Origin of the sequence: Burkholderia sp. 4M9327F10 (assembly GCF_005503145.1) — a bacterium.
In the GTDB taxonomy this organism is placed as follows: Bacteria; Pseudomonadota; Gammaproteobacteria; order Burkholderiales; family Burkholderiaceae; genus Paraburkholderia.
This window is the reverse complement of record NZ_SCNV01000002.1, coordinates 302,092-326,509: the sequence shown is the minus strand read 5'-3', so window position 1 is coordinate 326,509 and position 24,418 is coordinate 302,092. Positions and strand designations below refer to the sequence as shown.

At 62.5% G+C, this 24,418-nt stretch carries 19 protein-coding genes and 1 pseudogene; 9 read left to right on the top strand and 11 right to left on the bottom strand.

Going from position 1 to position 24,418, the window contains the following annotated elements:
- Positions 1–6: 6 nt before the first annotated feature.
- From FFS45_RS03875 to FFS45_RS03865, 3 genes are read right to left on the bottom strand one after another with little or no spacing between them, the layout of a single operon-like run.
- The gene (locus FFS45_RS03875) at positions 7–786 is read right to left on the bottom strand and encodes a DNA-binding domain-containing protein (RefSeq protein WP_137953375.1); all 780 of its coding nucleotides are present in this window, start codon (positions 784–786) and stop codon (positions 7–9) included.
- The gene (locus tag FFS45_RS03870; RefSeq protein ID WP_283204749.1) at positions 776–1,684 is read right to left on the bottom strand and encodes a DUF692 domain-containing protein; all 909 of its coding nucleotides are present in this window, start codon (positions 1,682–1,684) and stop codon (positions 776–778) included. The genes FFS45_RS03875 and FFS45_RS03870 overlap by 11 nt, the downstream gene beginning before the upstream one ends.
- 46 nt (positions 1,685–1,730) lie before the next feature.
- On the bottom strand, positions 1,731–2,042 hold the full coding sequence (locus FFS45_RS03865) for a DUF2282 domain-containing protein (protein WP_137953373.1): 312 nt from the start codon (positions 2,040–2,042) through the stop codon (positions 1,731–1,733).
- A gap of 480 nt (positions 2,043–2,522) precedes the next feature.
- Between FFS45_RS03865 and FFS45_RS03860 the strand changes: the two genes are divergently transcribed.
- The gene (locus tag FFS45_RS03860) at positions 2,523–4,553 is read left to right on the top strand and encodes an NAD(P)/FAD-dependent oxidoreductase (protein WP_249362588.1); all 2,031 of its coding nucleotides are present in this window, start codon (positions 2,523–2,525) and stop codon (positions 4,551–4,553) included.
- 22 nt (positions 4,554–4,575) lie between these two features.
- Here FFS45_RS03860 and FFS45_RS03855 read toward each other — a convergent pair whose 3' ends face one another.
- Positions 4,576–5,505, bottom strand: a complete 930-nt coding sequence (locus FFS45_RS03855) for a LysR substrate-binding domain-containing protein (protein ID WP_137953371.1) — start codon at positions 5,503–5,505, stop codon at positions 4,576–4,578.
- A gap of 173 nt (positions 5,506–5,678) precedes the next feature.
- Here FFS45_RS03855 and FFS45_RS03850 point away from each other — a divergent pair, with 173 nt between their 5' ends.
- Positions 5,679–7,253 (top strand): MFS transporter, encoded by a 1,575-nt coding sequence (locus tag FFS45_RS03850; RefSeq protein ID WP_137953370.1) that lies wholly within the window; start codon positions 5,679–5,681, stop codon positions 7,251–7,253.
- A gap of 161 nt (positions 7,254–7,414) precedes the next feature.
- Here FFS45_RS03850 and FFS45_RS03845 read toward each other — a convergent pair whose 3' ends face one another.
- On the bottom strand, positions 7,415–8,617 hold the full coding sequence (locus FFS45_RS03845; protein ID WP_137953369.1) for a porin: 1,203 nt from the start codon (positions 8,615–8,617) through the stop codon (positions 7,415–7,417).
- A gap of 575 nt (positions 8,618–9,192) precedes the next feature.
- Here FFS45_RS03845 and FFS45_RS03840 point away from each other — a divergent pair.
- Both FFS45_RS03840 and FFS45_RS03835 read left to right on the top strand, forming a co-directional pair.
- Positions 9,193–10,719 (top strand): methyl-accepting chemotaxis protein, encoded by a 1,527-nt coding sequence (locus tag FFS45_RS03840; RefSeq protein WP_137953368.1) that lies wholly within the window; start codon positions 9,193–9,195, stop codon positions 10,717–10,719.
- Positions 10,720–10,794: 75 nt separating this feature from the next.
- Positions 10,795–12,381, top strand: coding sequence for an EAL domain-containing protein (locus tag FFS45_RS03835; RefSeq protein ID WP_171029559.1), 1,587 nt, complete (start codon positions 10,795–10,797; stop codon positions 12,379–12,381).
- A 57-nt stretch (positions 12,382–12,438) separates the two neighbouring features.
- Here FFS45_RS03835 and FFS45_RS03830 read toward each other — a convergent pair whose 3' ends face one another.
- Genes FFS45_RS03830 through FFS45_RS03820 form a run of 3 tightly spaced genes read right to left on the bottom strand, consistent with a single transcriptional unit; the run spans position 12,439 to position 15,279 of the window.
- Entirely contained in the window at positions 12,439–13,752 is a 1,314-nt protein-coding gene (locus FFS45_RS03830; protein ID WP_249362586.1) for a HAMP domain-containing sensor histidine kinase, read from the bottom strand.
- The gene (locus FFS45_RS03825; protein ID WP_137953366.1) at positions 13,739–14,428 is read right to left on the bottom strand and encodes a response regulator transcription factor; all 690 of its coding nucleotides are present in this window, start codon (positions 14,426–14,428) and stop codon (positions 13,739–13,741) included. Before FFS45_RS03825 ends, FFS45_RS03830 begins: the two co-directional genes overlap by 14 nt.
- A 32-nt stretch (positions 14,429–14,460) precedes the next feature.
- Positions 14,461–15,279: a formate/nitrite transporter family protein gene (locus tag FFS45_RS03820; RefSeq protein WP_137953365.1), complete on the bottom strand. Its 819-nt coding sequence runs from the start codon at positions 15,277–15,279 to the stop codon at positions 14,461–14,463.
- A 742-nt stretch (positions 15,280–16,021) separates the two neighbouring features.
- Here FFS45_RS03820 and FFS45_RS03815 point away from each other — a divergent pair.
- From FFS45_RS03815 to FFS45_RS03800, 4 genes are all read left to right on the top strand, one after another.
- The gene (locus FFS45_RS03815) at positions 16,022–17,332 is read left to right on the top strand and encodes an Nramp family divalent metal transporter (RefSeq protein ID WP_137953364.1); all 1,311 of its coding nucleotides are present in this window, start codon (positions 16,022–16,024) and stop codon (positions 17,330–17,332) included.
- A 141-nt stretch (positions 17,333–17,473) separates the two neighbouring features.
- Positions 17,474–18,400: an extracellular solute-binding protein gene (locus tag FFS45_RS03810; protein WP_137953363.1), complete on the top strand. Its 927-nt coding sequence runs from the start codon at positions 17,474–17,476 to the stop codon at positions 18,398–18,400.
- Entirely contained in the window at positions 18,369–19,193 is an 825-nt protein-coding gene (locus FFS45_RS03805; protein WP_137953362.1) for an ABC transporter permease subunit, read from the top strand. Before FFS45_RS03810 ends, FFS45_RS03805 begins: the two co-directional genes overlap by 32 nt.
- An 84-nt stretch (positions 19,194–19,277) precedes the next feature.
- Positions 19,278–20,018: a response regulator gene (locus FFS45_RS03800; RefSeq protein WP_137953361.1), complete on the top strand. Its 741-nt coding sequence runs from the start codon at positions 19,278–19,280 to the stop codon at positions 20,016–20,018.
- A 7-nt stretch (positions 20,019–20,025) separates the two neighbouring features.
- Here the strand turns inward: FFS45_RS03800 and tatC are convergent, their stop codons facing one another.
- The 3 genes and pseudogenes from tatC to tatA all read right to left on the bottom strand — a co-directional run.
- Positions 20,026–20,796 carry a twin-arginine translocase subunit TatC gene (tatC, locus tag FFS45_RS03795; RefSeq protein ID WP_137953360.1) on the bottom strand — a complete coding sequence of 257 codons (771 nt, stop codon included), beginning with the start codon at positions 20,794–20,796 and terminating at the stop codon, positions 20,026–20,028.
- 29 nt (positions 20,797–20,825) lie between these two features.
- Positions 20,826–21,377 (bottom strand): twin-arginine translocase TatA/TatE family subunit, encoded by a 552-nt coding sequence (locus tag FFS45_RS42875; protein WP_137953359.1) that lies wholly within the window; start codon positions 21,375–21,377, stop codon positions 20,826–20,828.
- A 109-nt stretch (positions 21,378–21,486) separates the two neighbouring features.
- A pseudogene (gene tatA, locus FFS45_RS42215) lies at positions 21,487–21,636 on the bottom strand (Sec-independent protein translocase subunit TatA); the annotation flags it as partial.
- A gap of 310 nt (positions 21,637–21,946) precedes the next feature.
- On the opposite strand from tatA, the gene FFS45_RS03780 reads away from it, so the two are divergent.
- Positions 21,947–24,415 (top strand): ATP-binding protein, encoded by a 2,469-nt coding sequence (locus tag FFS45_RS03780; protein ID WP_137953357.1) that lies wholly within the window; start codon positions 21,947–21,949, stop codon positions 24,413–24,415.
- Positions 24,416–24,418 lie beyond the last annotated feature (3 nt).

The window sequence follows — 24,418 nt, the reverse complement described above, 5'->3', positions numbered from 1 at the left end:
GAAGGCTTATCCCCCATGCTGGATGGTGGTAAACACCCCGGCTGAGATCATCCCCGCCAGGTTGGCCTGGAGATCGAAGGACGGGGCTTCCTGAAACGCGGCCGCGGCCGCTTCGCCCAGCGATGCACCCTCAAGAAGAGCGATGAGGAAGGCCGCACCACCGGCAGGCAGGCTCGATACCGTCACGGCCTGTTCCGGCCGCGTCACGAGTGCATCCTCCGGTTCGCTTGAACGAAGCGGAGAAACAGGGCCATCAGTCCGGTTCATCGCAAAGATTGAGACGGCCGGATAGGGCGACCGTACGACCCGCGCGGCGGGGTGCGGCACGAAACACACCGCGGCCAGCGACGCGGGCTCAATTTCTCCTAACGCTTCGGCGGCGAGCACAGGCAGGTCGGCAGCGTGATAGGCATCCAGCCACGCGCGCTCGATGCGCGCGGTATCCGCGAGCCACGGCATATCACGGGCGTATTCGTAGGCTTCGATGAGGGCGGGAAAATCCCGCCCGTATTCGAACAGTAGCGGAGAAGAGGGAGGCGTCGCGCGGACATGGAAGCGCGCCATCGCCCTGAAGAAGTCAACGCCGGTGATGCGCTGGATAGCGGGGTAGATGGCAGCCAGCGCGTCGATCAGGCTCACCGTCACGTTGTTGCGATAAACGTTATAGCGCTTGACGACACCCTTGCCCGACGCGGCGACCACGTCGTCCGGCGCGGTGACCGCTGGGTCCGTCAAGCCCGGCGCAAACGCCGCGTCGTATAGGCATGGATGACTTTCATACCCCATGGCTGGCCTCCTCCGCGCGCGACATTCCGTGTTCGGCCATGATCCCGCGGGCTGCCAGTGCTTGAGCCTGCAACACCTGCCAGCCGGGAAGGTTGCTGTCCCATTCGATTAGCGTCGGCCTCGGCCCGATACGCGATATGACATCGCTGTAAAGCTTCCAGACAGGTTCAGAGATGGCACGGTCGTGGCTGTCTATCAGCAGCGGTTCGTTTTCGTCGTCGCGTTGCTCGCTGTGTCCAGCCAGGTGTATCTCGCTCACCCGTTCAAGTGGGAATTCAGCAAGGTAAGCTGAGGCCGAAAAGCCGTGATTCTGGGCCGAGACGAAAACGTTATTGACGTCCAGCAACAGAGCGCAGCCGGTTCGTTGCGAGACCTCGCGGATAAAGCGGGTTTCGCTCATGGTCGACGATGCGAAAGCGACATAGGTCGATGGATTCTCCAGCAGAATGGGGCGTTTGATGGCGTCCTGGACCTGGTTGATGTGTGCGCATACGTTATCGAGGGTGTCTTTCGTGTACGGCAGGGGCAGAAGATCGTTGAAGAATTTGCCGCCGTGCGAGGACCACGCCAGATGCTCGGATACCAGCATGGGCTCGTAGCGCGCTACCAGATCGCGAAAGCGTGCGAGATGCGTGACATCCAGAGCTTGCGGGCCGCCAATCGACATGCACACGCCGTGAATGGAAAGCGGATAGTCCTTGCGGATGGCCGCTAGCACCCGATGCGGAGGGCCACCCGCGCCCATGTAGTTTTCTGCATGAACCTCGAAGAAGCCGTCGTTCAGTCCGTCCGCGAGGATTGCGGGCAGGTGCTCATGCTTGAAACTGGTTCCGGCGAGCCGCTGGGCGTCAGGTGTCGCGTGAAAGGGGCGGCCTGGTTTGCCAACTGCCGTTGTCATCGTGGAATTGTCCATGGCCGCTGCGATCCTCCTGTCGTTGGCCGGATCAGGACTTCAGGGGCGTGAGCGAGCCGTGGCCGCCGCCCGGCACCTGGATACTCGTGCAGGTGCCACCCTGAACGAACTTCCACGAGTTGCCCTGGAAATCCATTGCGGACGTACCCTGGCACGTGGTGCCGGGGCCGGCGGCGCAGTCGTTTTGCCCCTTCAGGGCGACGCCGTAGCACTTCTCTTTGTGCGCTGCGATAGCCGCGCTTGCTTCCGCCTGAGTGAGCGGGGCTGCGTTGGCGGCCGATGCGAGCAGGCTGGCGACTACACCGGCGAGCAACGCGGAACTGACGGTGACTTTTGCGGACATTGAATCTCTCCAGTAGTGGGATGGAAGGTACCCGCGATGGGTACGCAATCTATTTCGTGGGCTGTAGATGTTCGGTTACAGGGAAATTGTTTTTTTCTTTTCAACCTGTGAAGTGTTTACTTCGGTCGAAAATTGGGCAATTTATAAGCATTGCTGATTAGTTAATCCAAGGCTGGAACTAGCACCAGAACCGCTTGCTGCCAGGCGAACAGGACGATTCCCCGCACTCGATACCTCTTGGGGGCGGCCATCCGGGCGCCGAAGAAAAATCTTCAATCGCCGTAACCGTCTGCCGGTCCGGGACGAACTATCTGCTGAATCTGCAAGGTGTAGATTCAGGGGCGGCATCCGTCCGACGGTCAGGTCTTGACCCGCGGTGGAGTGCGCGGCCGTTCGCCGAGGTCTGGACTATCTATGCTTATGTTGCGAAACGCCACTAGACACGCTTACGGCTTCTGCCTCGCTCTATGCGGGCTCTGCATGCCCTGGTTGCGGTTGCTTGCGCGAATCTGGTTTGGCCAGGTTGTCTTCGTGCACCAGATCATGGCGATGGCAGGAAGTCCTGATGGCGCTCTGTTTTCCGGCGGCCTGCATGTACCGTCCGGGATCGATGCGGTGCTGCACAGCGTGGTGCCGTTGTTGCTTACCTTGGGGCTGCTGACTCGCCCAGTCGCGCTTGTGCTGCTCGTAGAGACAATCGCGGACAGCCATGCTGCGCTGGCGGTGGGCGCACAGGAGGCCAAACTCGCGCTGCTTGCCTGGCTGGTCGTAAGCGGAGCAGGCGCTGTTTCACTGGACAACCTCCTCGCGCGGGGTTTGTCGTGGATTCCGTTTCGCCCGATACGGCTCACGCATGAGCTTTACGTCTGGCTCGAACGGAATCTGGACCCGCTTCTGCGGTTTGCTATACGGGCGGGGCTTGCTGCTTCACTCGTGAACTTCGCATTACCGGCCGGATCGTGGTTGCAGAAAGGGATGTTGGGAACTGCCGTGACATCTCTTGTTCATCCAGCATGGTCCGCGTCGGCGCTCGCGCTGGCGCTGCTGTTGGGCTGTGCGACGCGGTTTGCCGCGCTGTTCATCGCGGTGATGGTTCCAGTGGCCGGTATCGCCATGTCAGCCGACGACCGGCTGGCGGTCCTGCTTCTGCTTCTTGTACTCGTGGTCGCGGGCGGTGGCCCATTCTCCCTCGATTGGCTGTTCGCCCGGTGGAGCGGCGGCGCGTCGCAAGAAGACGATCGTGTCCCGCAAGACCTGCCGCATGTGGTCGTGGTCGGCGGCGGCTTTGCCGGTGTCGCGGCCGCACAAGGGCTGCGCGACGCGCGCTGTCGGGTCACATTGATCGATCAGCGCAACCATCATCTGTTTCAGCCGCTACTCTACCAGGTGGCCACGGCCGCGCTGTCGCCCGCCGAAATCGCCACGCCGATCCGCAGCCTGTTCCGGCGTCAGCGCAATGTTCAGGTCAGGCTAGGGCAGGTGACGGGAGTCGACATGGTGGCGCGCGAGGTACAGGCCGGCGCGCTACGCCTGAAATTCGACTATCTGGTGCTGGCCACGGGCGCTCGCCACAGCTATTTTGGCAAGGATAGCTGGGCGCCTTTTGCACCGGGGCTCAAGAGTATCGAAGATGCGACCGCCGTGCGCAGCCGCCTGTTGCGTGCGTTCGAGGAAGCCGAAAGCGCGGTGAGCGAGAGCGAACGTGCCGCGTGGCTGACGTTCGTGATCGTCGGTGGCGGCCCTACCGGTATTGAACTGGCCGGCGCCATCGCCGAACTGGCCCGGCATGGTCTGGCCGAAGAATACCGCGCCATCGATCCGGCCGTTGCTCGCGTAATCCTGTTGCAGTCGGGGCCGCGGATCCTGCCCACTTTCACCACGACACTTTCCAGCGCCGCAGAACGCTCGCTGAAAGCGCTCGGCGTAGAAGTCCGGCTCGATACCAGGGTGCTGGGGGTGGACAGCGAGGGTGTCGACATTGGCGGGCAGCGTATCGCCGCCCGTACCGTTCTATGGGCGGCGGGAGTTGCGGCGTCGCCTGCTGCTCAATGGTTGAAGCAGAGCGCTGATCCGTCAGGACGGCTTGCCGTCGCTGCCGATCTGTCCGTGCCGGATCTGCAACGGGTCTATGCGATCGGCGATACCGCATGCTGTTTGGGATGGCGCGGCGCAGCCGTCCCGGGCCTCGCGCCGGCTGCGAAACAGCAGGGCCGGTATGTGGCCCGCGTGATTGCCGCGAGTGTGAAGGGGCAACGCCCGCCGCCGCCGTTTCGCTACCGGCATTTTGGCAGCCTTGCCACGATCGGGCGTCAGGCGGCTGTTGCCGAGATCGGCAAGCTTTGCGTCTGGGGGGAGCCTGCGTGGTGGTTTTGGGGCGCAGCCCATATCGCCTTTCTGGCCGGCGGGAGGAACCGGGCCATTGTGATTCTCGATTGGCTCTGGGCGTATCTCACCTACCGGCGCGGCACGCGGCTCATTACAGGGGAGCGGCGGGAGCAGATGATGGATTGACGCTCGAATGAATATGCACCGGCTACGTCGTTCGCGCGGGCTTGGTGAGTTCGAGTGCCGGCTGCAGCCCGGGAAGCAGCGATTGGGCCATGAAGTCGATCAATGCCCGGTTTTTCGGCAACAGATGGCGGCTCGACGGCCACAGTATCCAGAACATGCCGGTCACGCTGTAATCGGTGAGGATTGCCTGCAGCGCGCCACTTGCGAGGGCCTCGCGGGTGACGAAGTCGGGCAGATAGGCAATGCCGGCGCCGCAGACACAGGCCGACAGGACAGCCTCGATATTATTCATGACGGCGACGGGAGAGAATTTTGCCTCAAAGACCCGGTTGTCTGATTTTAATGTCCAGAGTTGTAATTTTCCGCTCGATGGAAATTTGAAATAAATGCCGTCGAAAGAAGGGAGTGCGTCGAGCGATTCGGGCTCGCCATGGCGTTTCAGAAAATCCGGCGACGCGTAAAGATTGAGACGGAACTGGCCGAGCGGTTTCGACATCAGGCTGGAATCGGGCAGGTCGCCGCTGCGCACGACGGCGTCGAAACTTTCTTCGACCAGGTCGACCATCCGGTCGCTGAAATCGAGGTCCAGTTCGATTTGCGGATAGAGACGCCGGAAGGCGGGCAGCGCATGGGCGATCAGCCGGTAGCCGACGGCCGGAAAGCTGACCCGCACACGCCCGCGCGGCTCGCCGGCGCTGCGGCTCAGCTCGGCCTCGGCGTCCTCGAGGTCGCGCACAATGTCCCGGCAACGGGCGAAGAATTGCGCCCCTTCGTGGGTCAGGCTGATCTGGCGGGTATTGCGGTGAAACAGGCGAACGCCGAGGCGTTCTTCGAGCCGGGTGATGCTCTTGCCGACCGCGGACGAGGAAATGCCGAGCATGCGCCCGGCAGTCGTGAAGCTTTCATGTTGAGCGGCCTGGACGAATATGGTCAGGCTGTTCAGATTATCCACGAGTCCCCCACTTTGGCCGATTTGTCCGATCTGCGCGGAGTTTAACACCTCAATTCGAATGTGTTGCCCAAGATATTATCGAGACCGGATGCCACTCGTCATGTGGCTGATCGTTCAGATAATGGCGATTGAAATTTAGTTAGGCCGATTATCTAATTTATGCAAATAAAATTATGAACAGTTACCCGATTGAAACCCACGCGGGGCGGCGCTCGGCTACCCAGAAATTGCTGGGGCTGTGCGCGGTGTGCCTGGCTGCGCTTTGCATGCCGCTTAGCTTTACCTGTTCAGCGGTTGCCTTGCCGGATATTGCTCGCGAGCTGGGCGGCAACCCGATCGCATTGAGCTGGATCACCAATGCGTTCATGCTCTGCTTCGGCGGTTTCCTGCTGGTGGCCGGCGCGCTGGCGGATCGCATCGGCCGCAAGAAAGTGTTCCTGACCGGGGTGGTGGTGTTTACCGTCGCGTCGTTCGGGCTTTGGCACGCCTCGAGCATCGCTGCGGTCGATCTGTTGCGCGCATTGCAGGGTCTGGCGGCGGCTGCCGCGCTGTCGGGCGGCGGGGCTGCCTTGGCGCAGGACTTCGAGGGGCCGGCCATGACGCGTGCCTTCAGTTGCCTCGGCACCTCGTTCGGCGTCGGGCTCGCGTTCGGGCCGATTTTCGCCGGCTTCCTGATCCAGCAGAGCGGCTGGCGCAGCGTGTTTGTCGGCACCATGGTCATCGGCATGGTTGCGTTCGTGCTGGCCGCACTCTGCATGCGCGATTCCCGTGACCGCGATGCGGCCGGTCTCGACTGGCCGGGCGCGCTCAGCTTCACGGCCGCACTGGCGCTGTTGACCTATGCCGTGCTGCGGGCACCGGATAGCGGCTGGGGCAGTGCGTCGGTGCTGGGTTTGCTGGCCGCCTCCATCGTTCTGTTCGGCGCGTTTGCCGTGATCGAAAACACGGTGCGTAATCCGCTGCTCGATCTGTCGCTGTTCCGGTATCGCCGTTTTATCGGCGTGCAGTTCCTCGCCGCGGCGCCGGCCTATTCGTATGTCGTGCTGCTCGTGTTGCTGCCGCTGCGCCTGATCAGTATCGAAGGCTATGGCTCGCTGGAAGCCGGCCAGATCATGTTCGCGATCTCCGCGCCGTTGCTGGTGCTGCCCATGGTGGCCGGTCTGCTCACGCGCTGGTTTAGCGCCGGCGCGATCTGCGGCGTCGGTCTGCTGATCGCCGCGGCGGGTCTGCTCTGGCTGGCGCAATGCCCGCCAGGACATTCGGCGGCGGCGATCGTGCCGGCCATGTTCACGATCGGTGCCGGTGTTGGGTTGCCGTGGGGTTTGATGGATGGACTCGCGGTCAGCGTCGTGCCGAAGGAGCGCGCCGGCATGGCTACGGGTATTTTCAACACCACCCGTGTGGCGGGCGAGAGCATCGCGCTCGCGGTCGTCGCCGCCCTGCTGGCCGCATTCGCCGAGACCGGCCTGCACGACACCCTGGCCGGCGCAGCCCAGGCACCGGCGCGGCAGGCGCTCTCCGAAGCGGCGCATTGGCTCTCGCTCGGCGGCGTCGGCGAGGTGACACGGCTGCTGCCGGGACTCGACCACGCGGAGATGCTGGCGAGCTTCGGACGCGCTTTCAGCAGCCTGGTGTATGTGCTGGCGGCGATCACGCTGCTCTCCGCCGTGATGATCTTCAGCTTCCTGACGCGGGTCCGGCCGACGGTCGCCACGCGTCTTGGCGGCGTCGACTCATTGGCCGAATAAACCTCTGCATCTGGGTCTGGCGCTGGGTCTGGCGCGCATGCTGGACGTGGCCGCCTGACGTCGCAACAAAGTAGGCGTTCTGAGGCGCGGACAAAATGCGCCGACGGGCGAGGCCGCTTGCGCCGTGCGGCGCCGGAACCTCGCCCGGATTGCGCTTGCGCCTAGAAGCGATGCTTGAGGCCAACTGCCACAACCACCTGCTGGTTGCCTGTGGCCGGGTTCAGCGTATAGACGTCGGCATCGAACGCGGAGATGCCGTTGCCGCCGCCAACGCGCTGATACACGCCTTCAAGATAGACGTCCGTGCGCTGCGAGAACTGATAGTCGGCCTGCGCCATCAACTGGTTCCAGTGCGGGTGAGCGCTGGTCGACGACGAGTCGAACGATGCCATCGTGTACGTATAGGACGCACCCAGGCTGAAATCGGGGCGCAGGAAATAGCGGCCGTTGATTTCGAAGTTGTCGAACTTGATGTAGTTGCCAGCGCCGTTCGAAGGGCCGGGCAATGCACCGTTGCTCGTGCTGCCGCCGTACCAGAGGCTCGATACGCTGTCGGTGGACGTGTGCGTCCAGACGAGGCCGACCGAAGACTTGCCGAACATGTACTGCGCGCCGAGGCCGAACATACGCTGCGTGCCGCCGGTAGTCAGCGCATCGCCGTCGCCGGTGCTGACCGCGCCGGTCGCGTTCTCCGCATTCGGATCGCGATTGACCTGCAGGTACGAGGCGGCGAGGTTGATCGGGCCATACGAGTAGCTCAGGCCCGCGCTGTAGGCGCTGTTGTTCGAGACGTCGCCGGCTTCGCCCCCGAAGGCGTACATGGCGCCGACCTTCAGTCCGTTGAACGCGACGCTGCTGAACTTCACCGAGTTGTTCAGGCGCATGTCGTTGTTCAGGTTGTCGTTGTCGTACGGATGCTCGGCAATGTTGCCGCCGAAGCCGGAGCCCGTTGCGCTCAGCGGCGCGAGATAGCTGACCATGAAGTCGTACTGGCGTCCGAGCGTGAGCGTGCCGTACTGCGTCGAGCTCAAACCGACCCACGCCTGGCGGCCGAACAGATCGCCGCCGTTCTTGAACGTGCCGTTGGCGGAATTAAAGCCGTTTTCCAGCCAGAAAACCGCGCTCAGTCCGCCGCCCAGATCCTCGCTGCCGCGCAGGCCGAAGCGCGGGGTATAGACGCTTCCGGCGAACTCCTGCCACTGCGTCCCGCCGCCCGCAGCGGGCTTCGCTGCATTGACGCGGGCGCTGCTGCTATAGACGAGGCCGGTATCGATGATCCCGAACAGCGTGACGCTGCTTTGAGCATGCGCGGCGGCGCTGGCGAACAGCACCGAAGCTGCGACGGCGAATTGCCGGTAATTCATGAGAGTCTTCTCCGTTGTAGATTCCGTTCTCCGCAACGATTACGGCGATTGTGGAACGGCCGGAGTATAGGTAGCGGCAGGTGGGCATGCGACTTCGCTACATGAAACATAGTTATTCAAAATGTGAGCAGGGTGGTCACAAAAAACACATACGTTCGCGACGCTTTGCTGCGCTGCGGCGCAGCGCCCGGAAGCCTGTGGATCACCACACATGACGTGCCTTTCATGAACCTGTTGCTGTTGTTTCGGCGCGACTGCCAAAGAAGGGTTCACAACCGGCGAGCGGGATGGTCTCGTGGACGGTGTGCCCGTGACCAGACGCCATGCCACTCGCTGCAACAATCTTGACGTTTTCTTAACGTCCCCTGCGCGACACTCGCACCTTGTCAGATTCGCCAATACGAAAACTGCGCACGCGAGGGGCCGTGAGTGCGTGAGATTTTCGAAACTTTTCTTTCTTGCGCATCGTTATTAATATTTTCTGCATACCTAAAGAATCCATATCACGTGACGTAAACGAAGTTTTGAAAATCAGCTTCATGCAATCGTGAGAGGGAGTAACGGTGAAAATAGGGATGCGTCTTGCCGCAGGATTCGGTTCGCTTTTGATATTTCTGGTGCTTCTGATTTGCATCATGGTCGTGCGCTTGTCCAGCATTGCTCAGGCTACCGACAATATGCTCAAAAAGGAATGGCGCAGGGTGGAAGCGGCGCAGCGAGTCAGTGAGCTCACCCACGACAATGCCTTGCTTGCGTCGCAGCTCTATACCACGAACGACAAAACGAAGGCCGACGCCATCAATCGCGCGATCGATAACAACGAACCCAGGATTTCCGAACAGCTCGACCTGCTCGAAAGACTGGTGCAAAAGCGCGAGAGCAAGGAACTTGTTGCAAAGATTCGCGGGCTGCGCAATGCCTACGTGAAGTCGTACACGGCGGCTCGCCAGTTGCTCGCGCAGGGCAGGCGCGACGATGCGGCCGCTTTGATGGACGGTGAGACGTCGTCCGACCTGCTGGCGCTTCGCCAGTCCATTGAGGCGCTGGTGGAACTGCAGCGCACGCAGCTGATGGCGCTGGGCAATCAGGTTCGCCAGACCATCGACTTCGCACGCACGCTCATGGCCTCTCTAGGCGCGGCCGCCGTACTGGCCGGTATTGGCCTCGCCTATGCCATCACGCGTTCGATCACGCGCCCGCTGATTGCGGCGGTCAACATTGCTGAGACGGTTGCCGCGGGCGACCTGACTTCCCGGATCGAAGTGGTCGGCAGGGACGAGACCGCTCACCTGCTGGACGCGCTCAAGCGGATGAATGCGAGCCTCGCCGGGCTGATCGGCCAGGTTCACACGGGCAGCGAGAGTATCGCCGCAGGCGCCAGTCAGATCGCGTCGGGCAACTCCGACCTGAGCGCGCGGACCGCGGGACAGGCGGCTTCGCTGGAGCAAACGGCATCGAGCATGCAGGAACTGGCGACTACCGTTCGCCAGAACGCCGAAAGCGCGAAGCAGGGAAACGAGCTGGCGATCAGCGCGTCGGCGATTGCCGTGCGTGGAGGCGACGCGGTCAGCCAGGTCGTAAAAACGATGGAGGCCATCAGCGCGAGCTCTACCCAGGTGGCGCAGATCACCGCCGTTATCGAAGGCATTGCTTTTCAGACCAATATTCTGGCGCTCAACGCAGCGGTGGAGGCCGCGCGCGCGGGCGAGCAGGGCCGCGGCTTCGCCGTGGTCGCGGCCGAAGTGCGCACGCTGGCGCAGCGCAGCGCGGCGGCCGCAAAGGAGATCAAGGACCTGATTGGTGCATCGGTCGAGCAGGTCAGGGTGGGTGCCGCGCAGGTGGACGCCGCCGGCCGGACCATCGGCGACGTCGTGCAGGCCGTGAGGCGGGTCAAGGATCTGATGGGCGAGATCTCGATTGCGTCGAACGAGCAGCAAATGGGCATCGAGCAGATCAGCCAGGCCGTCACGCTGCTCGACGACGTTACGCAGCGCAATGCGGCCCTCGTCGAACAGGTAGCCGCCGCCGCGGGATCGCTGGAATCGCAGGCGAGCGACCTGACCGCTTCGACGTCGAGGTTCCGTCTCAGCGTCTCGCTCTAGCGTGTGTCCGCATTGCGGACACCGCGCCCGCGCCCCGCGATGTGAGCCCGGGCGCGCATGCATGACCATCGACCGATGCTGAGGATCCCCGTGATCGCCAAACTGTTCCGTACCGACGACATAAAGACCCGGCCATTGCGCGCGCGGCTGTCCGCCGCCCTTATCTTCGGTGCGGTTCTGGCGGCCTGTCTCGTGATGGGCTATCCCTTCGCGACCGTACGCACGCTGCAGCGCGAGTCGACGCTCGCGAAACGAATCGGCGTGCTGCTGGGGAACGTCATTGCCGCGGCCCAGTCCGACGGCGGGCGTCTCGCGCAATTTGCGGGGCAGTCCTGCGAGAGCATTCAGTCCGGTCTGGCCGGCAACAATGAGCCGACGCGCTACGTCCGAAGTGCGCTGTTCGTCAGGGGCGATCGCATCTACTGCTCGACGCTGGCGGGGAAACTCGATCTTCCATTGCCGGCACAGCTTCACACGCCTGCCGGCACGGCGCGGATTGTGATGTATGCCGGTTCGCCGCGCTTTTCTCATCGGCAGACGATGATGGTGTACGAGCGCTTGTCCGCAACCAGTGGCATGGGTCTGGTCGTGCCGGGTGACTATGTGGTCGACATTCTCGAAAGCGCGCAGATTGCCGGCGCGCGATCGGTGATCGTTTCCGGCACGGACGGCAGCGTGCTCGCCAGCGACGGCAGTTCGGCGCCGCCTCCGCCTGAGCCGCCTCGTCAGGCGTGGGCCCATTATGTTGCGCCGCAGGGCCTTTTTTCCGTCTCGGTGGAGGCCGGCCCTGAATGGCGGCTGCAGGACCAGTTCGAAGTCGAAGGCCTGGCGCTCGTGGCCGGACTCCTGCTGGGGACCGTTTGCGCAGGGGCTTATCTCGCCTGCTACCGGCCGGGCCAGCGCCTGATCCGCCACGTCCGGCGCGCCCTGCAGCGCGGAGAGTTTGTCGTCCACTACCAGCCTATCGTCGATATGGCGACGGGACAATGGGTGGGCGCCGAGGCACTGGTGCGTTGGCAACATCCCCGGCGGGGCCTCGTGACGCCGGCCCATTTCATTGCCGAGGTAGAACGCAGCCCGCTGATTGCGGATCTCACGCAATTCGTGTTGCGGCGGGCGTTGAGCGAACTGGGCGGCATGGATCTGCCAGGCGGATTCCGGCTTACGGTCAACCTGGCTGCGTTTCATGCCGGCCTGCGTTGCTTTCCCTGCGACTTGAGCAATATCCTCGCGGCGAGCGGAACCAGGCTACAGGTGGTGCTCGAAATCACCGAACGCGGCCTGCTTGCCGGCATCGACGATGTGAAAGACAGCCTCGCCCAGTTGCGGCGTGAAGGCGTGAGGTTCGCCGTGGATGACTTCGGCACGGAAAACAGCAACCTTGCCTTGCTGCAGCGGTTTCACTTCGACTACATCAAGATCGACCGGCAATTCGTTCAGGGTGTCGGCGGCGGCGACCGCGCGCTGGTGGAAGCGATCCGCTTCCTTGCCGGGCAGGTTGGGGCGCTGGTGATAGCAGAGGGCGTGGAGGAGGCGGAACAGCAAGCCATCCTCGTGCAGATTGGCGTACCTCTCGCACAAGGCTTTTTGTTCGCAAGGCCAGGGGAGGCCGGTGAATTTGAGCGTGGCTATGCGGCGTCGCGGGAACGTGCGGCTGATTGACGCGATGCGACGATCGGCACCGCAGTCCTGCTGATGGCCGCCGAGCTTCTACGCGGTTCAGCCCGGCATCAGATCGACATGAAATTGGGTGCCTGCGCCAGGTTGCGTATCGAACGTGACGCGCCAGCCCTGATGCTCACAGATGCGATGTACAAGCGAAAGCCCGAGGCCCAGATTGCCTGCGCCGGTTGCTTCGCCGCGCACGAACGGCATGAAGACGTGTGACGCGACCTCGGGGGCGATGCCGGGACCGTCGTCGGAAACGTGAAAGACGGTCGCGCTCGCGCGCACGACGACCCGTGTGCCGCTCGATGCGTGTTGCAAGGCGTTGCGGAGCAGATTCGACATGACGATACGCAGCAGCGCGGCGGGGAAAGAGGGCGGCAGGGGAGGCGGCGTACCCGCGTCGTCGATTGCGCCTTCGATGCGCAGGCCAAGCTGCTTTGCGCGTGGCGCCCAGTACTCGATCTGCTCGCGCGCGATGGCGGTGACCTCGGCTTGCGCAAACGAGGCGGCATCGGAAGAGCCGCGCGACAGCATCAGGCAGGCAGCCAGCTGTTGATGGATCTCGCCCGAAGCCGCGAGCGCGCGTACGAGCCTCGCGCGGTGCGCGGGCGCGAGCGATGGATCGTCGGACAGCAGCTCGCACGAGCTCGAAATGACCATGAGCGGTGTGCGCAACTCGTGACTGAGATCGGCAGTGAAGAGTTTTTCGCGTTGCAGCGCCGCTTCGAGCTGGTTGTAGGTCTGATCGAAAGCGGCGGCCACCCGGCCGATTTCGTTGGCAGGATAGGCTTGCGCGAGGTGGGTGCGCGACGGCATGGCCGGACGTTTGGCGACGTGCTCGGCGAGCCGGACGAGCGGCCGCACAACCCGGCGCGTAACGACGCCACCCAGCAGAAATGCCGCCAGAAGGCTGCTGCCGACGCTGCAGACCGTCACCCAATGCGAACGGGCAAACTTCTGTTCGAACGCGGTGTAGTCGCGCAGCAGCATGTAGCGCACGCCGCCGCGGTCATCCACCATCACATGCCAGTCGCGGCCGTCATGCTCGACGCGTGTGAAACCGGGGCGCGTCTGCCGCAGCCACGCGGGAAACGTGTCGCTGCCGGGGGCGCCGTGAAAGAAGCGATCCTGCCGGCCAACGTCCTTGCCTGCGAGATATTCGCCGCGTACGCGCTCCAGCGCCATGCCCATGTCGATCAGTTGCAGATGCATTTCCAGCCGGTTCACGGTCCACACGGACACGAGGGACAGCAGCGTGCCAACCAGCAGGACCAGAACGAAACAGACGAGAGCAAGCTCACGCGCGAGGGTGCGCCGTGTGCCGCCCGGCGCTGGTGTGGGCGGCATCGCTTCAGCCATCGTCATCGCGCGTATCCCGCAGCTGGTAGCCGACGCCGTGGACCGTGTACAGCAGCGGCTGCGTATAAGGCTTGTCGATGATCTGACGCAGTTGATGAATGTGCGTGCGCAGACTGTCGCTGTCCGGCGGCGAATCGAGCCATAGCGCTTCCTCCAGCTTGCGGCGCGGGACGACGGCAGGGCTCGCCTGCATCAGTATCGTCAGCAGTGTCATGGGCGCGGGAGGCAGGCGCAGCGGCTGACCGGCGCGCGTGATTTCACGCGTATCGAGATCGAGTTCGAGATCCGCAACCTGCAAGTGGTGCGCGCCCGAGAGGCCGCGCGCACGCTGCACGAGGGCCTTCACGCGCGCACCCAGCTCGGCCAGGGCGAACGGTTTGACGAGGTAGTCGTCGGCGCCCACCTGAAAACCCGTCAGGCGCTCGTCGAGCGTATCGCGCGCGCTCACCATGATGAGCGGCGTCGCGCAGCGCGCTTCGCTGCGCAGACGGCGGCACAGTTCGTAGCCGTCGAGCCGCGGCAAGGCGAGATCGAGAACGATGACATCGAATTCGCCCTTGCTCGCGAGCGTGAAGCCCTGCATGCCGTCCAGCGCGCAGTCCACGACGTACTTGCGAGCCTCGAAATAGCTGACTATGTTGTGGAGGATGTCCGGGTCATCCTCGATGGCGAGAAGGCGCATGATCGTCTGTACGGCAGGTGCTGAAACGGCGCTCAGTTCGTGCGAACGGTCGTGACCGGCGCAGGCACCTTCGCATTCGAGGGATGGCCGATACCACCGTCCTGCAGCCAGTAGCCCGCGGCCATGAAGACGGCGCCGCCGACGAGGTTGCCGAGCGTAACGAAGATTTCATTGTGGACGGCACCCGCCAGCGTAATGTCGGCGGGGTGGCTGCCGATCAGCGCGAGCGCGAACACGAACATGTTCGCCACGCTGTGCTCGAAACCGCTTGCCACGAAGGCGAATACCGGCCAGAAGATGAGACCGAGCTTGGCGCCGTCGTTCTGGGTGCGGCTCGTCATCCACACGGCCAGACAGACTAGCCAGTTGCAGAGCAGACCCTTTGCGAACAGGGGCAGGCCCGGCGTCGACATCTTCACCTCGACGGCCTTGAAGAAGACCGCGGACCCATCGGTCAGCAATACTCCCCCGCCGCAAGCGTGGAGGATTGCGGCGAGCACGGTTGCGCCAAGCAGGTTTCCCACCCAGCACACCACCCAGACCATCAGGACATGGCCAACGCTGACTTCACCGCGAAACAGGGCGAGCGGCATGTACATCGCGGTGCCGGTGAAGAGATCCGATCCGGCAAAGATCACAATGGTGAGCGCGCAGGCGAACACCGCGCCCATGATCAGGTGAACATAGGCCGGATCGACATGCGAGCCGACCGAAAACATCAGGATGTCTCCGAAGCCGATGTAGGCGCCGGCCATGGCCGCGCCGATCAGAAAGGCGAGCGGAGTGTGAAGAATGGAGGACGCCTTGTGGGCGCCGATCCTGGCGAATTTCTCAATACTGTCTGCGTACATGCCTGGCTCCAGAGAGTGCCCATTCAAGACGATGTTCGCGCGGGCACAGGCGGCCGCGACGACAGGGGCGGCCGGTCTAAAATTTGATCAGCAAATCGAGTTTCAAGCTATAAAAAGCGATGTTCTTTCCGACTGTGCTCCCATCATTTATATCGATCTGTACGTTTGTTGCCTGGACTCACGTCTTTTGAAACAAAGGCGATTCGAGTACATGACGGTTACGACGACTTTAGCCTGTACACGAATACCCCTTGAGACAGAGACTTCGGAATTTCGGACATTTGCGGTCCGACGTCTGTCTGCGATATCACGGCATGACATCGTGTTCCTTGCACGCCGGTATCAACGTGCATTCATCCTATGAGGGTGAAGATTCCATCCCGGTGACGCGCGGATTACGAATTTGTTATCTGGCGCGGGCATGTCCGGCAGAGGGTGGGCTGCCGGGCCCAGGCCGATTCAATTCTTAACTTTCCTTCATGGTTTCGTGATGCCGCCTCAGCGGGTTCATGCCTTATTCTTGCGATCATATGAATCAGCAAGGCAGGGCAAGCAGGTCGGCAGTTGCCGGTGATTCAACAGGAGCGGCCGTCTCGTTCGGGACAGGAAGCCCACCGTAATCATTCCATTTGTATTGATCAGCGCGATGTGGCGGACGGCAATCTTCACCGTCGCTGCGGCTTGCGCTCGCGCCTACTGTCTCTGACTTTTACCGTTCAATATCCGTCGAGAGGTTTCTGTAATGAATACTGGAGAAATGTCGCAAAGGTTGACCGACAGAACGACGTCGGCAATTCACGATGTACTCGCGGGCCGCAAAATGGCCGGTCTAAACCGGCTGCTGTTTGCGGGGCCGGCTGTGGTGGCTTCGATTGCCTATATGGACCCGGGCAATTTCGCCACCAATATTCAGGCTGGCGCGCAGTTCGGCTATTCGCTGCTTTGGGTCGTTCTGGCCGCCAATGTGATTGCGATGCTGTTTCAGGCGCTTTCCGCGAAGCTCGGCATCATTACCGGCCACAATCTCGCGGAGCTTTGCCGCAAGCATTTTCCGGCGCCCGTGGTGTATGGCATGTGGGTGGTGAGCGAAATCGCAGCCATGGCGACCGATCTGGCGGAATTTCTGGGCGGCGCGATCGGTTTGTCGCTGCTCTGCCACTTTCCCCTGATCGACGGCATGATCGTGACCGGCGTCGTCACCTATGCGCTGCTGCTTGCCGAAAAGCAGGGCTTCCGGCCGATCGAGCTGATTATTGGGGCGCTCGTTGCGACCATTACGCTGTGCTATGTGGTCGAGCTGTTCATCGTGCCGGTGTCGTGGACATCGGCGCTGCACGGCACCTTCGTGCCGGTGCTGCACTCGGGCCAGGCCCTCACGGTCGCCGTTGGGATACTGGGCGCGACGGTAATGCCGCATGCAATCTATCTGCACTCAGGTCTGACCCAGAAGCGCGTGGTTGCCCGCACGGAAGAAGGCCGCCGCATGCTGGTTCGATTCTCCAATCGTGAGGTCCTGATTGCGCTGAGCGTGGCCGGCCTCGTCAACATGGCGATGGTCGTGATGTCCGCCAGCGCGTTTCATGCGGGGCACTCCGACGTGTCCGAAATCGAAACGGCCTACCACATCCTGACGCCGCTGCTGGGCGCCGGGGCTGCGGGGGCGTTCCTGATTTCACTGCTGGCCTCGGGCGTTTCCAGTTCGGTCGTGGGCACGATGGCCGGGCAGATGATCATGCAGGGCTTCGTCGGTTTCCATGTCCCCGTCTGGCTGCGCCGGATCGTGACCATGGCGCCGGCGTTCGTCGTGGTCGCGCTGGGTGTCAATCCGACCGATGCCCTCGTGTACAGCCAGGTCGTCCTGAGTTTCGCGTTGCCTGTACCGATGATTGCGCTCGCGATCTTCACCTGCCGGCGCGACGTCATGGGTGCGTATTCGAACAGCAGGCTCGTGAGCACAGCGGCCATTGCGGGAACGGCGATCATTGTCGTCCTCAACGTGGTTCTGATTCTGCAGACCTTCGGTGTGAATATTCCGGGCCTGCCGGGTAACTGATGGCCGAGGCGTGTGGCCGTCACCTGTGACTGTGTTCCTCGCCTGGTTTGCGAACTGTGCTTCTGGCGGGCCATGGTGGGTCGTTATATTTCACCCTGCGTGTCGAGGATGAACGTGTAACCACTGCGGATCAAGACGAGGATGAAAGTGAAACGAGGCATGGTGGCCTGGATCACGGTGGCCTTCACCGTGCTGATGGCCGGTAGCGCACAGGCGGAAGAGTCGATACGCGTGACTTACGCCGGCTCCATGGGCGTGGTCATGGACAAGGCTCTGGGGCCGGCCTTTGCCGGCGCGAATCACGTGCAGTATCAGGGGCAGGGCGAGGGTGCCTATGGAATGGCCAGGCTGCTCGCCTCGCGGAAAATCGTCGCCGACGTGTTCGTCTCGATCACCCCGGGCCCGATGCAGATACTGAAGCAGGCCGGCCTGATCGATCAGGCGGTTCCGGTTGCGAGCACAAGCATGGTTATCGCGTATAGCCCGCACAGTGCATTCGCCAAGGCGCTCGCCGCCAGCCGGGCCGGTGGCGCGAACCCGTGGTGGAAGGTGCTGCAGTCGCCCGGGTTGCGTTTCGGCAGGACCGATCCGGAGATCGACCCCCAGGGGCAGAACATCATCTTTACACTGATGCTCGCGCAGCGATACTACGGTCAACCGGAACTGGCGAGGCAGGTTCTGGGGGACATCGAAAATCCGCAGCAGGTCTTTGCGGACGGCGGCCTGCTGACACGGCTGGAAGCGGGGCAGGTGGATGCCTCTTCCGGATATGAAAGCGCGGTCATTTCGGCGGGGCTGCCGTATATCGAGCTGCCGGACGAGATCAACTTGAGCAATCCGTCGTATGGCAAAAGCTGGTACGACACCGTCTCCTTCGATCTGCGCGATTCGGCCGGCAAGGCGCAAACACTGCGGCCTCAGCCGCTGGTATTTTATGCCGCAGTGCTAAAGAATGCGCCGGACCCCGCGGAGGCAAAGAAGTTCGTCGATTTCGCGCTGAGCGGTGAGGGGCAGGCGCTTTTCAAGCAGAATGGATATGGACCTCCCAAGGGCGCCGCGCTTCCTTAGCGCGTCATGGCGCGCCCCGGTACCGGGAGAGAAGCACGTTCGCGTGCCCAGATGGGTGCTGATCCTGCCCGCGCTGCTGCTGCTCGTGCTTCCGCTGGCGTCGCTCATGGAGCAAACGCATTGGGCGCAGCTCGAGGCCGCCTATGGGGACTGGCACGCGGTCGAGGTGTCGGTGACGCTGAGCGCCGTAGCCATGGTCTTTATCGTCGGTGTCGGCTTGCCGTTGTCGTTCTGGTTGGCGAGAACGCAATGCTGGCTCAAACGAGGGGTAGAGACGCTGGTTCTGCTGTCCTTGCTGATGCCTTCGCTGGCCATCGGCATTCTGCTCGTTTCGGTTTACGGGCCATATGGTTCGATTGGCGAACTACTCGGCCGGATTGGCATTTCGCTCAACAATAACGCGTCCTCTTTCGTCCTGGCGCAGGTCTACGGCGGGCTCGCCTATTTCGTCATGGCTGCCCGGACGGCGTTCGACAATGTCCCGCCCATACTCGAAGAGGCGGCTCAGGATCTGGGTTGCTCGCCATGGCGCACATTCCGTTGCGTGAGCTTGCCTCTCGCTTCACGTGAACTCCTCACCGGGGCAGTCGTCGCGTGGGTTCGCATCATTGGCGAATTCGGCATTGTTGCGGTATTTTCGTATTTCCCGCAGGGCATTCCAGTCAAGCTTTTTGTCAATCTGCAGAACGACGGGGTGCAGTCCGTTTATGTGCTCGTATGGATACTGCTTTTGCTGACACTGCCCATTCCCCTGATCATTCTTTCCCTGACGAGGCGCCCCTCGGCGCAATGACCCGTTGTCGCACCGGGGACTCCCGGCGGGCGCCCACGCTATAATTCATCGCCATGGCCATTGATTGCCATGGGAGCACGACGCATGAGTAATGAAAACCCGCCTCATATTCTTGCGGTAGACGACGATCCCGCAATGACCGCCCTGATCTCCGCGTATCTTCGGGACCACGATATGCGAGTGACCGTGGCCTCGAGCGGCAAGGAGATGACCGAGGCACTCAAAGAGCATGCCATTGATCTGGTGATACTCGACCTGCGCATGCCGGGCGAGGACGGCATGCAGATTGCCCGGCGCATTCGCGATCAATCTTCGCTGCCTATCATTATCGTCTCGGGCCGGATCGAGGAAGCAGACCGCGTCATGGCGCTCGAGCTGGGCGCGGACGACTATGTGACCAAGCCGTTCAGCTCGCGCGAACTGCTGGCGCGCATCCGTACGGTATTACGCCGCACTGCAGCAGTCCAGTCGCTGACAGGGCGCCAGACCGATGTCCGCGCCTTTCGTTTCGCCGGATGGGAGCTGAACACCGGCACGCGCAAGCTGACTTCACCCACGGGCCAGCGCGTGGATCTCACCAACGGCGAATTTTCGCTGCTGAGCGCCTTTCTCGCGGCGCCCGGGCGTGTGCTGTCTCGCGACCAGCTACTCGAGGCCAGCCGTCTTTATGACGACGTCATCGATCGTTCAATCGACGTGCAGATTCTGCGGCTGCGCCGCAAGATCGAGGCAGACCCGTCGAATCCACAGTTCATCAAGACCGAGCGCGGCGCGGGCTATACCTTCGCCGCGACGGTGGAGCGGCTTAGTTCCGCATCGCTATAGTGAGTCTTCAATCGTCGGCTTTGGGCGTAGCGCCACGTTTGCGTACGCCCAGCCGCGCCACGATCAGGCCTACTTCGTACAGCACAATCAGCGGCAGCGCGAGAATCAGTTGCGATAGCACGTCGGGAGGCGTCACAACGGCCGACACGACGAACGCACCGACCACCACATAAGGCCGGATCTTCCCTAGCGTTTCCACCGAAACGACGCCGATGCGCACGAGCAGCACGACTGCGACGGGAACCTCGAACGTGACGCCGAACGCCATGAACATCGTCAGCACGAAGCTCATGTAGTTGTCGATGTCGGTGTTCATGGCGGCGTCGAGCGGCGCGTTGTAGTGGGCCATGACGCGAAAGATGGTCGGAAACACGACCAGGTAGGCGAACGCCATTCCGCACAGGAACAACGCATAACTAAAGCCGACCAGCGGTGCGACCAGCCGCTTCTCGTGCTGGTACAGGCCCGGCGCAACGAAGGCCCAGATCTGGTAGAGCACGACGGGAAGCGCAATGACGAGGGCCACGAGCATCGTCACCTTCATCGGCACGAAGAAGGATCCGGTGACGTCCGTAACGATCAGTTTGCCGCCTGCCGGCAGGTTCGCCATGAGCGGGCGTGCGAGGATCCGGAAAATGTCCGGAGCCCAGTAGACGAGCCCGAGAAACACGACGATAACCGAAAGGCCGGCACGGATGATCCGGTCGCGCAGTTCGACGAGATGCGCAACGAAGGGGCTGGCGATGGACTCGTTCGGAGTCTGCTGAAGTTCACTCACGCGGATGTCCAGTAGCAGGCAAGGTCACGTTAGAGGAAACGGCGGCGGTTAGCGGCCACGAGCGAGGGGCGCCTCAAGGCGCGCTGCGGACGATTGCCGCCGTGCACTGAGGGTGCCCAGCGGCGCCATGCCGGCGGGACGGCGCGCTTGATGCGCCAGTTCTTGCGCGGTGCGCGTTGCGGCGTCAGGTCAAAGCGCGATTGCAGCCATCCGCTCCGTTCCGGGATGTCTTCGATCGACACGCCAGGTAGAGGATCCTCTTCGATCGCGCGGCGCAAAGCCGTCCCGTGTGTGTCCACCGCCTCGACAGCCGACTGGATGGCCGCATGCTGCTTGCGCAGGCCGCTATCGACGGCTTTACGGGCGTCGATTGCAGCGGCTTCCAGATCGCCTTTCCATTGCTGCAGCTTGTCGAGTTCGATCTCCTGACTGACTTCGGCCTTCACCTCGTCGATATAACGCTGAGCCCGGCCCAGCAGGGCGCCGGCGGTGCGCGCCACGCGCGGCAGCCGCTCCGGTCCGAGGACGATGAGCGACACCACTGCGATCACGGCGGCCTTGGTCATGGAAAAGTCCAGCATGGCGGCAGACTCCGTAGCGCTTTGTCGGCCGATCGCGTCAACGCGACGACACGTGAGCGCTGTCCTTCGCGCCGGTCGTGGTCGTTGCGGTGCCGATCGCTTCCACTTGTGGAATTTCATCGGATTCCTGCATACCCTGCTTGAATCCCTTGATGGCGCCGCCCAGATCGCTGCCGACGTTGCGAAGTTTTTTCGTACCAAAGACGAGTGCGACCAGCAGCAAAACGATCAGCCAGTGCCAGATGCTTAACGAGCCCACGAATCTACTCCTTGAAAAACGTCATGAGACGATGTGCCGGCGTCATACGGTGGCGCCGGCGCTTCCTGTTAGCGTCTATTGGAAACCTGCGCGGTTACGCGAGCGTTTCAGCCGGCAGGCAGAGGGTTACATTTGAAATGGCGGCGTGCGCAATGCCGCGCACGTGATATGGACTGCCGGAAAAACCGTGTCCCGGTGTTGCGTTATGCATGTGATGTTGCGTATATCATAACGATCGCCAGACAGGTCACGAAACGTTCGGCATACCTACAGACGATAGACGATCACATTTCTTTGCTCCGCAAGCACCATGACAGACGCGAAACGAACCAGACGGATCATCGGCGGAACCAATCTGCAGCGGGTGATTGCGGTGGGCGCGGCGTTGATCGTCGTGCTCGTCTGGGTGGCATCGGGCTGGGACAGCTGGCGCGCGCGACGCTTCACGCTCGCGGACAATGACCGTGAGATTTCCAGCCTCGCGAATGCCATCGCGGAGCAGTCAGCGCGCTCGCTGCAGGAGGTAGACCTGATCCTGCGCCGCACGGCTGTATGGGAACGGGAGGCGAAGACGCAGTCCAGCATCCCGGAAGATGAAACCGCGTTCCTGCGGCGGCAAATTGAAGGACTGCCGCAGATTCGCGAGCTCACCGTGACCGACCCGAACGGCATGCGGGTTGCGTCCACGATGGTGTTGTCGAAGTCCGACCCGGACATCTCGGGCCGGCGATACTTTCAGGAACTGAAGGCCGCGTCCGGCAACGCGCTTGTGATCAGCGAGCCGCTGGAGAGTCTTCTTGAGCGCAAGCCGACGTTCGCAATGGCCATACGGTTGCAGGACCCCGATGGGAATTTCGCCGGGGTGGCACGCGCACTCGTTGAGGAAGACTACTTTCGGGATTTCTATCGGCGCACCGATCTCGGACCCGGCGCTTCGATCGAGCTGCTGCGCGATGGCGGCATTCCGATCGTTCAATATCCTGCCCCACAGCCTGGAAGGCAGCCGGTGAAAATGCGCACCGTACTGAAGCAGGTGCCCGGTTTTGCGCTCGAGGTGCAGGTTTCGCGCGACGAATCGGTCGCGCTTGCCGACTGGCGTACCACGTCAACCAACGCGTTCGTCCGGACGGCCTTGATATCGGTGTTCGTTGCGCTGCTCGCCTATGCGCTGATCAGGCAGATGCGCCGCCTGGAGGAAGTCAACGTCCGGCTGCGCACGAGCGAACGCAGGTGGCGCGCGGTCTTCGAGAACGCACCGCTCGGCATCGTGGTCTTGACGGAGGACGGTGTCTGCGGAGCGACGAACCCCGCCTTCCGGCGCATGGTCGGATACTCCGCCGCCGAACTGGCGCGCCTGAACGCCTTCAATCTGATCCACAGCGAGGATGTGCAATCGACCCGCGATTACACTAACCAGCTGTTTTCGGGTGCGCTGGACAAGATTCGCTTTCAGGTCCGCTACCTGCATCGCAGCGGGCGAGTCGTGTGGACCGATGTGGGCATGGCGCGCGTAGCGGCCGATCAGGCATCGCTTCCCGCGGGCGTACAGCCCTCTACGGGCATGCTCGTCGCGACGATCGAAGACATCACGCTGCGCCGCGAAGCCGAAAGCGAGCGGCGCCGTCTTGAGTCGCAATTGAGGCAGTCGCAGAAGCTCGAGGCGCTCGGCACGTTTGCGGGTGGAATTGCGCACGACTTCAACAACATTCTTGGAGCGATTCTCGGATACAGTGAGCGCGCACTGCGTCTGTTGCCGGCGGCGAGTGAAGAACGGTCATATATCGAGCACGTGCTCAACGCAGGCAACCGGGCGCGCGCGCTGGTCGAGCGCATCCTGACGTTTAGCCGTTCGGGCATGACGGTGCGCGTGCCGGTACACGTGCAGCCCGTTGTTGCCGAAACGATCGATCTGCTGAAAGTGAGGCTGCACGAAAGCATCGGCCTGGAGGCGAGGCTCGACGCCGCTAACGCCTACGTGGCCGGCGATGCGACGCATATTCACCAGGTGGTGATGAACCTGTGCAGCAATGCGGTGCTGGCAATGCCGGGCGGCGGCAAGCTGGTGGTTTCGCTCGCATGCACACGCCTCGATGTTGCGGCCACGCTGTCCGACGGTGTCGTCGGCCCGGGTGAGTTCATCCTGCTGCGCGTCGCGGACACCGGCACGGGTATCGCGCCGGACGTTCTCGAGCGTATCTTCAACCCGTTCTTTACCACCCGAAAGACAGGGGAGGGAACGGGACTCGGTCTTTCTCTCGTGGATGGCATCGTGCGCGAATATGGCGGCGGCATCAACGTCTTTAGCGTGGTCGGCGAGGGGACACAATTCGATGTCTATCTGCCCGTTACCGATGCCCCGCCGCCCACTATCGGGGATGTGCCGAAATCGCTGCCCCACGGCGACGGCCAGGTCGTGCTGATCGTCGACGACGAACCGTTGCTCGTCTCGCTCGCCGAAGACGTGCTTGCCGAACTGGGCTATGAACCCGTCGGCTACGGATCGAGCGTGGCGGCGCTGGCAGCGTTCGAAGCCGATCCCTCGCGCTTCGACGCTGTCGTCACCGACCAGACGATGCCCGATCTCACCGGTCTGGAACTGGCTGCCCGCCTTCGGGTCATTCAGCCGTCCTTACCCGTCATCCTTTGCAGCGGATATGGCAATGCTGCCCTCGAACGCGAGGCACGGGAAGGGGGCGTCGTGGCGCTGCTGCGCAAACCGTTGCGGACGGAGGATCTGGCGCTCGCGTTACAGCGCGCATTTCACCGTTTGACCCAGTAGTCG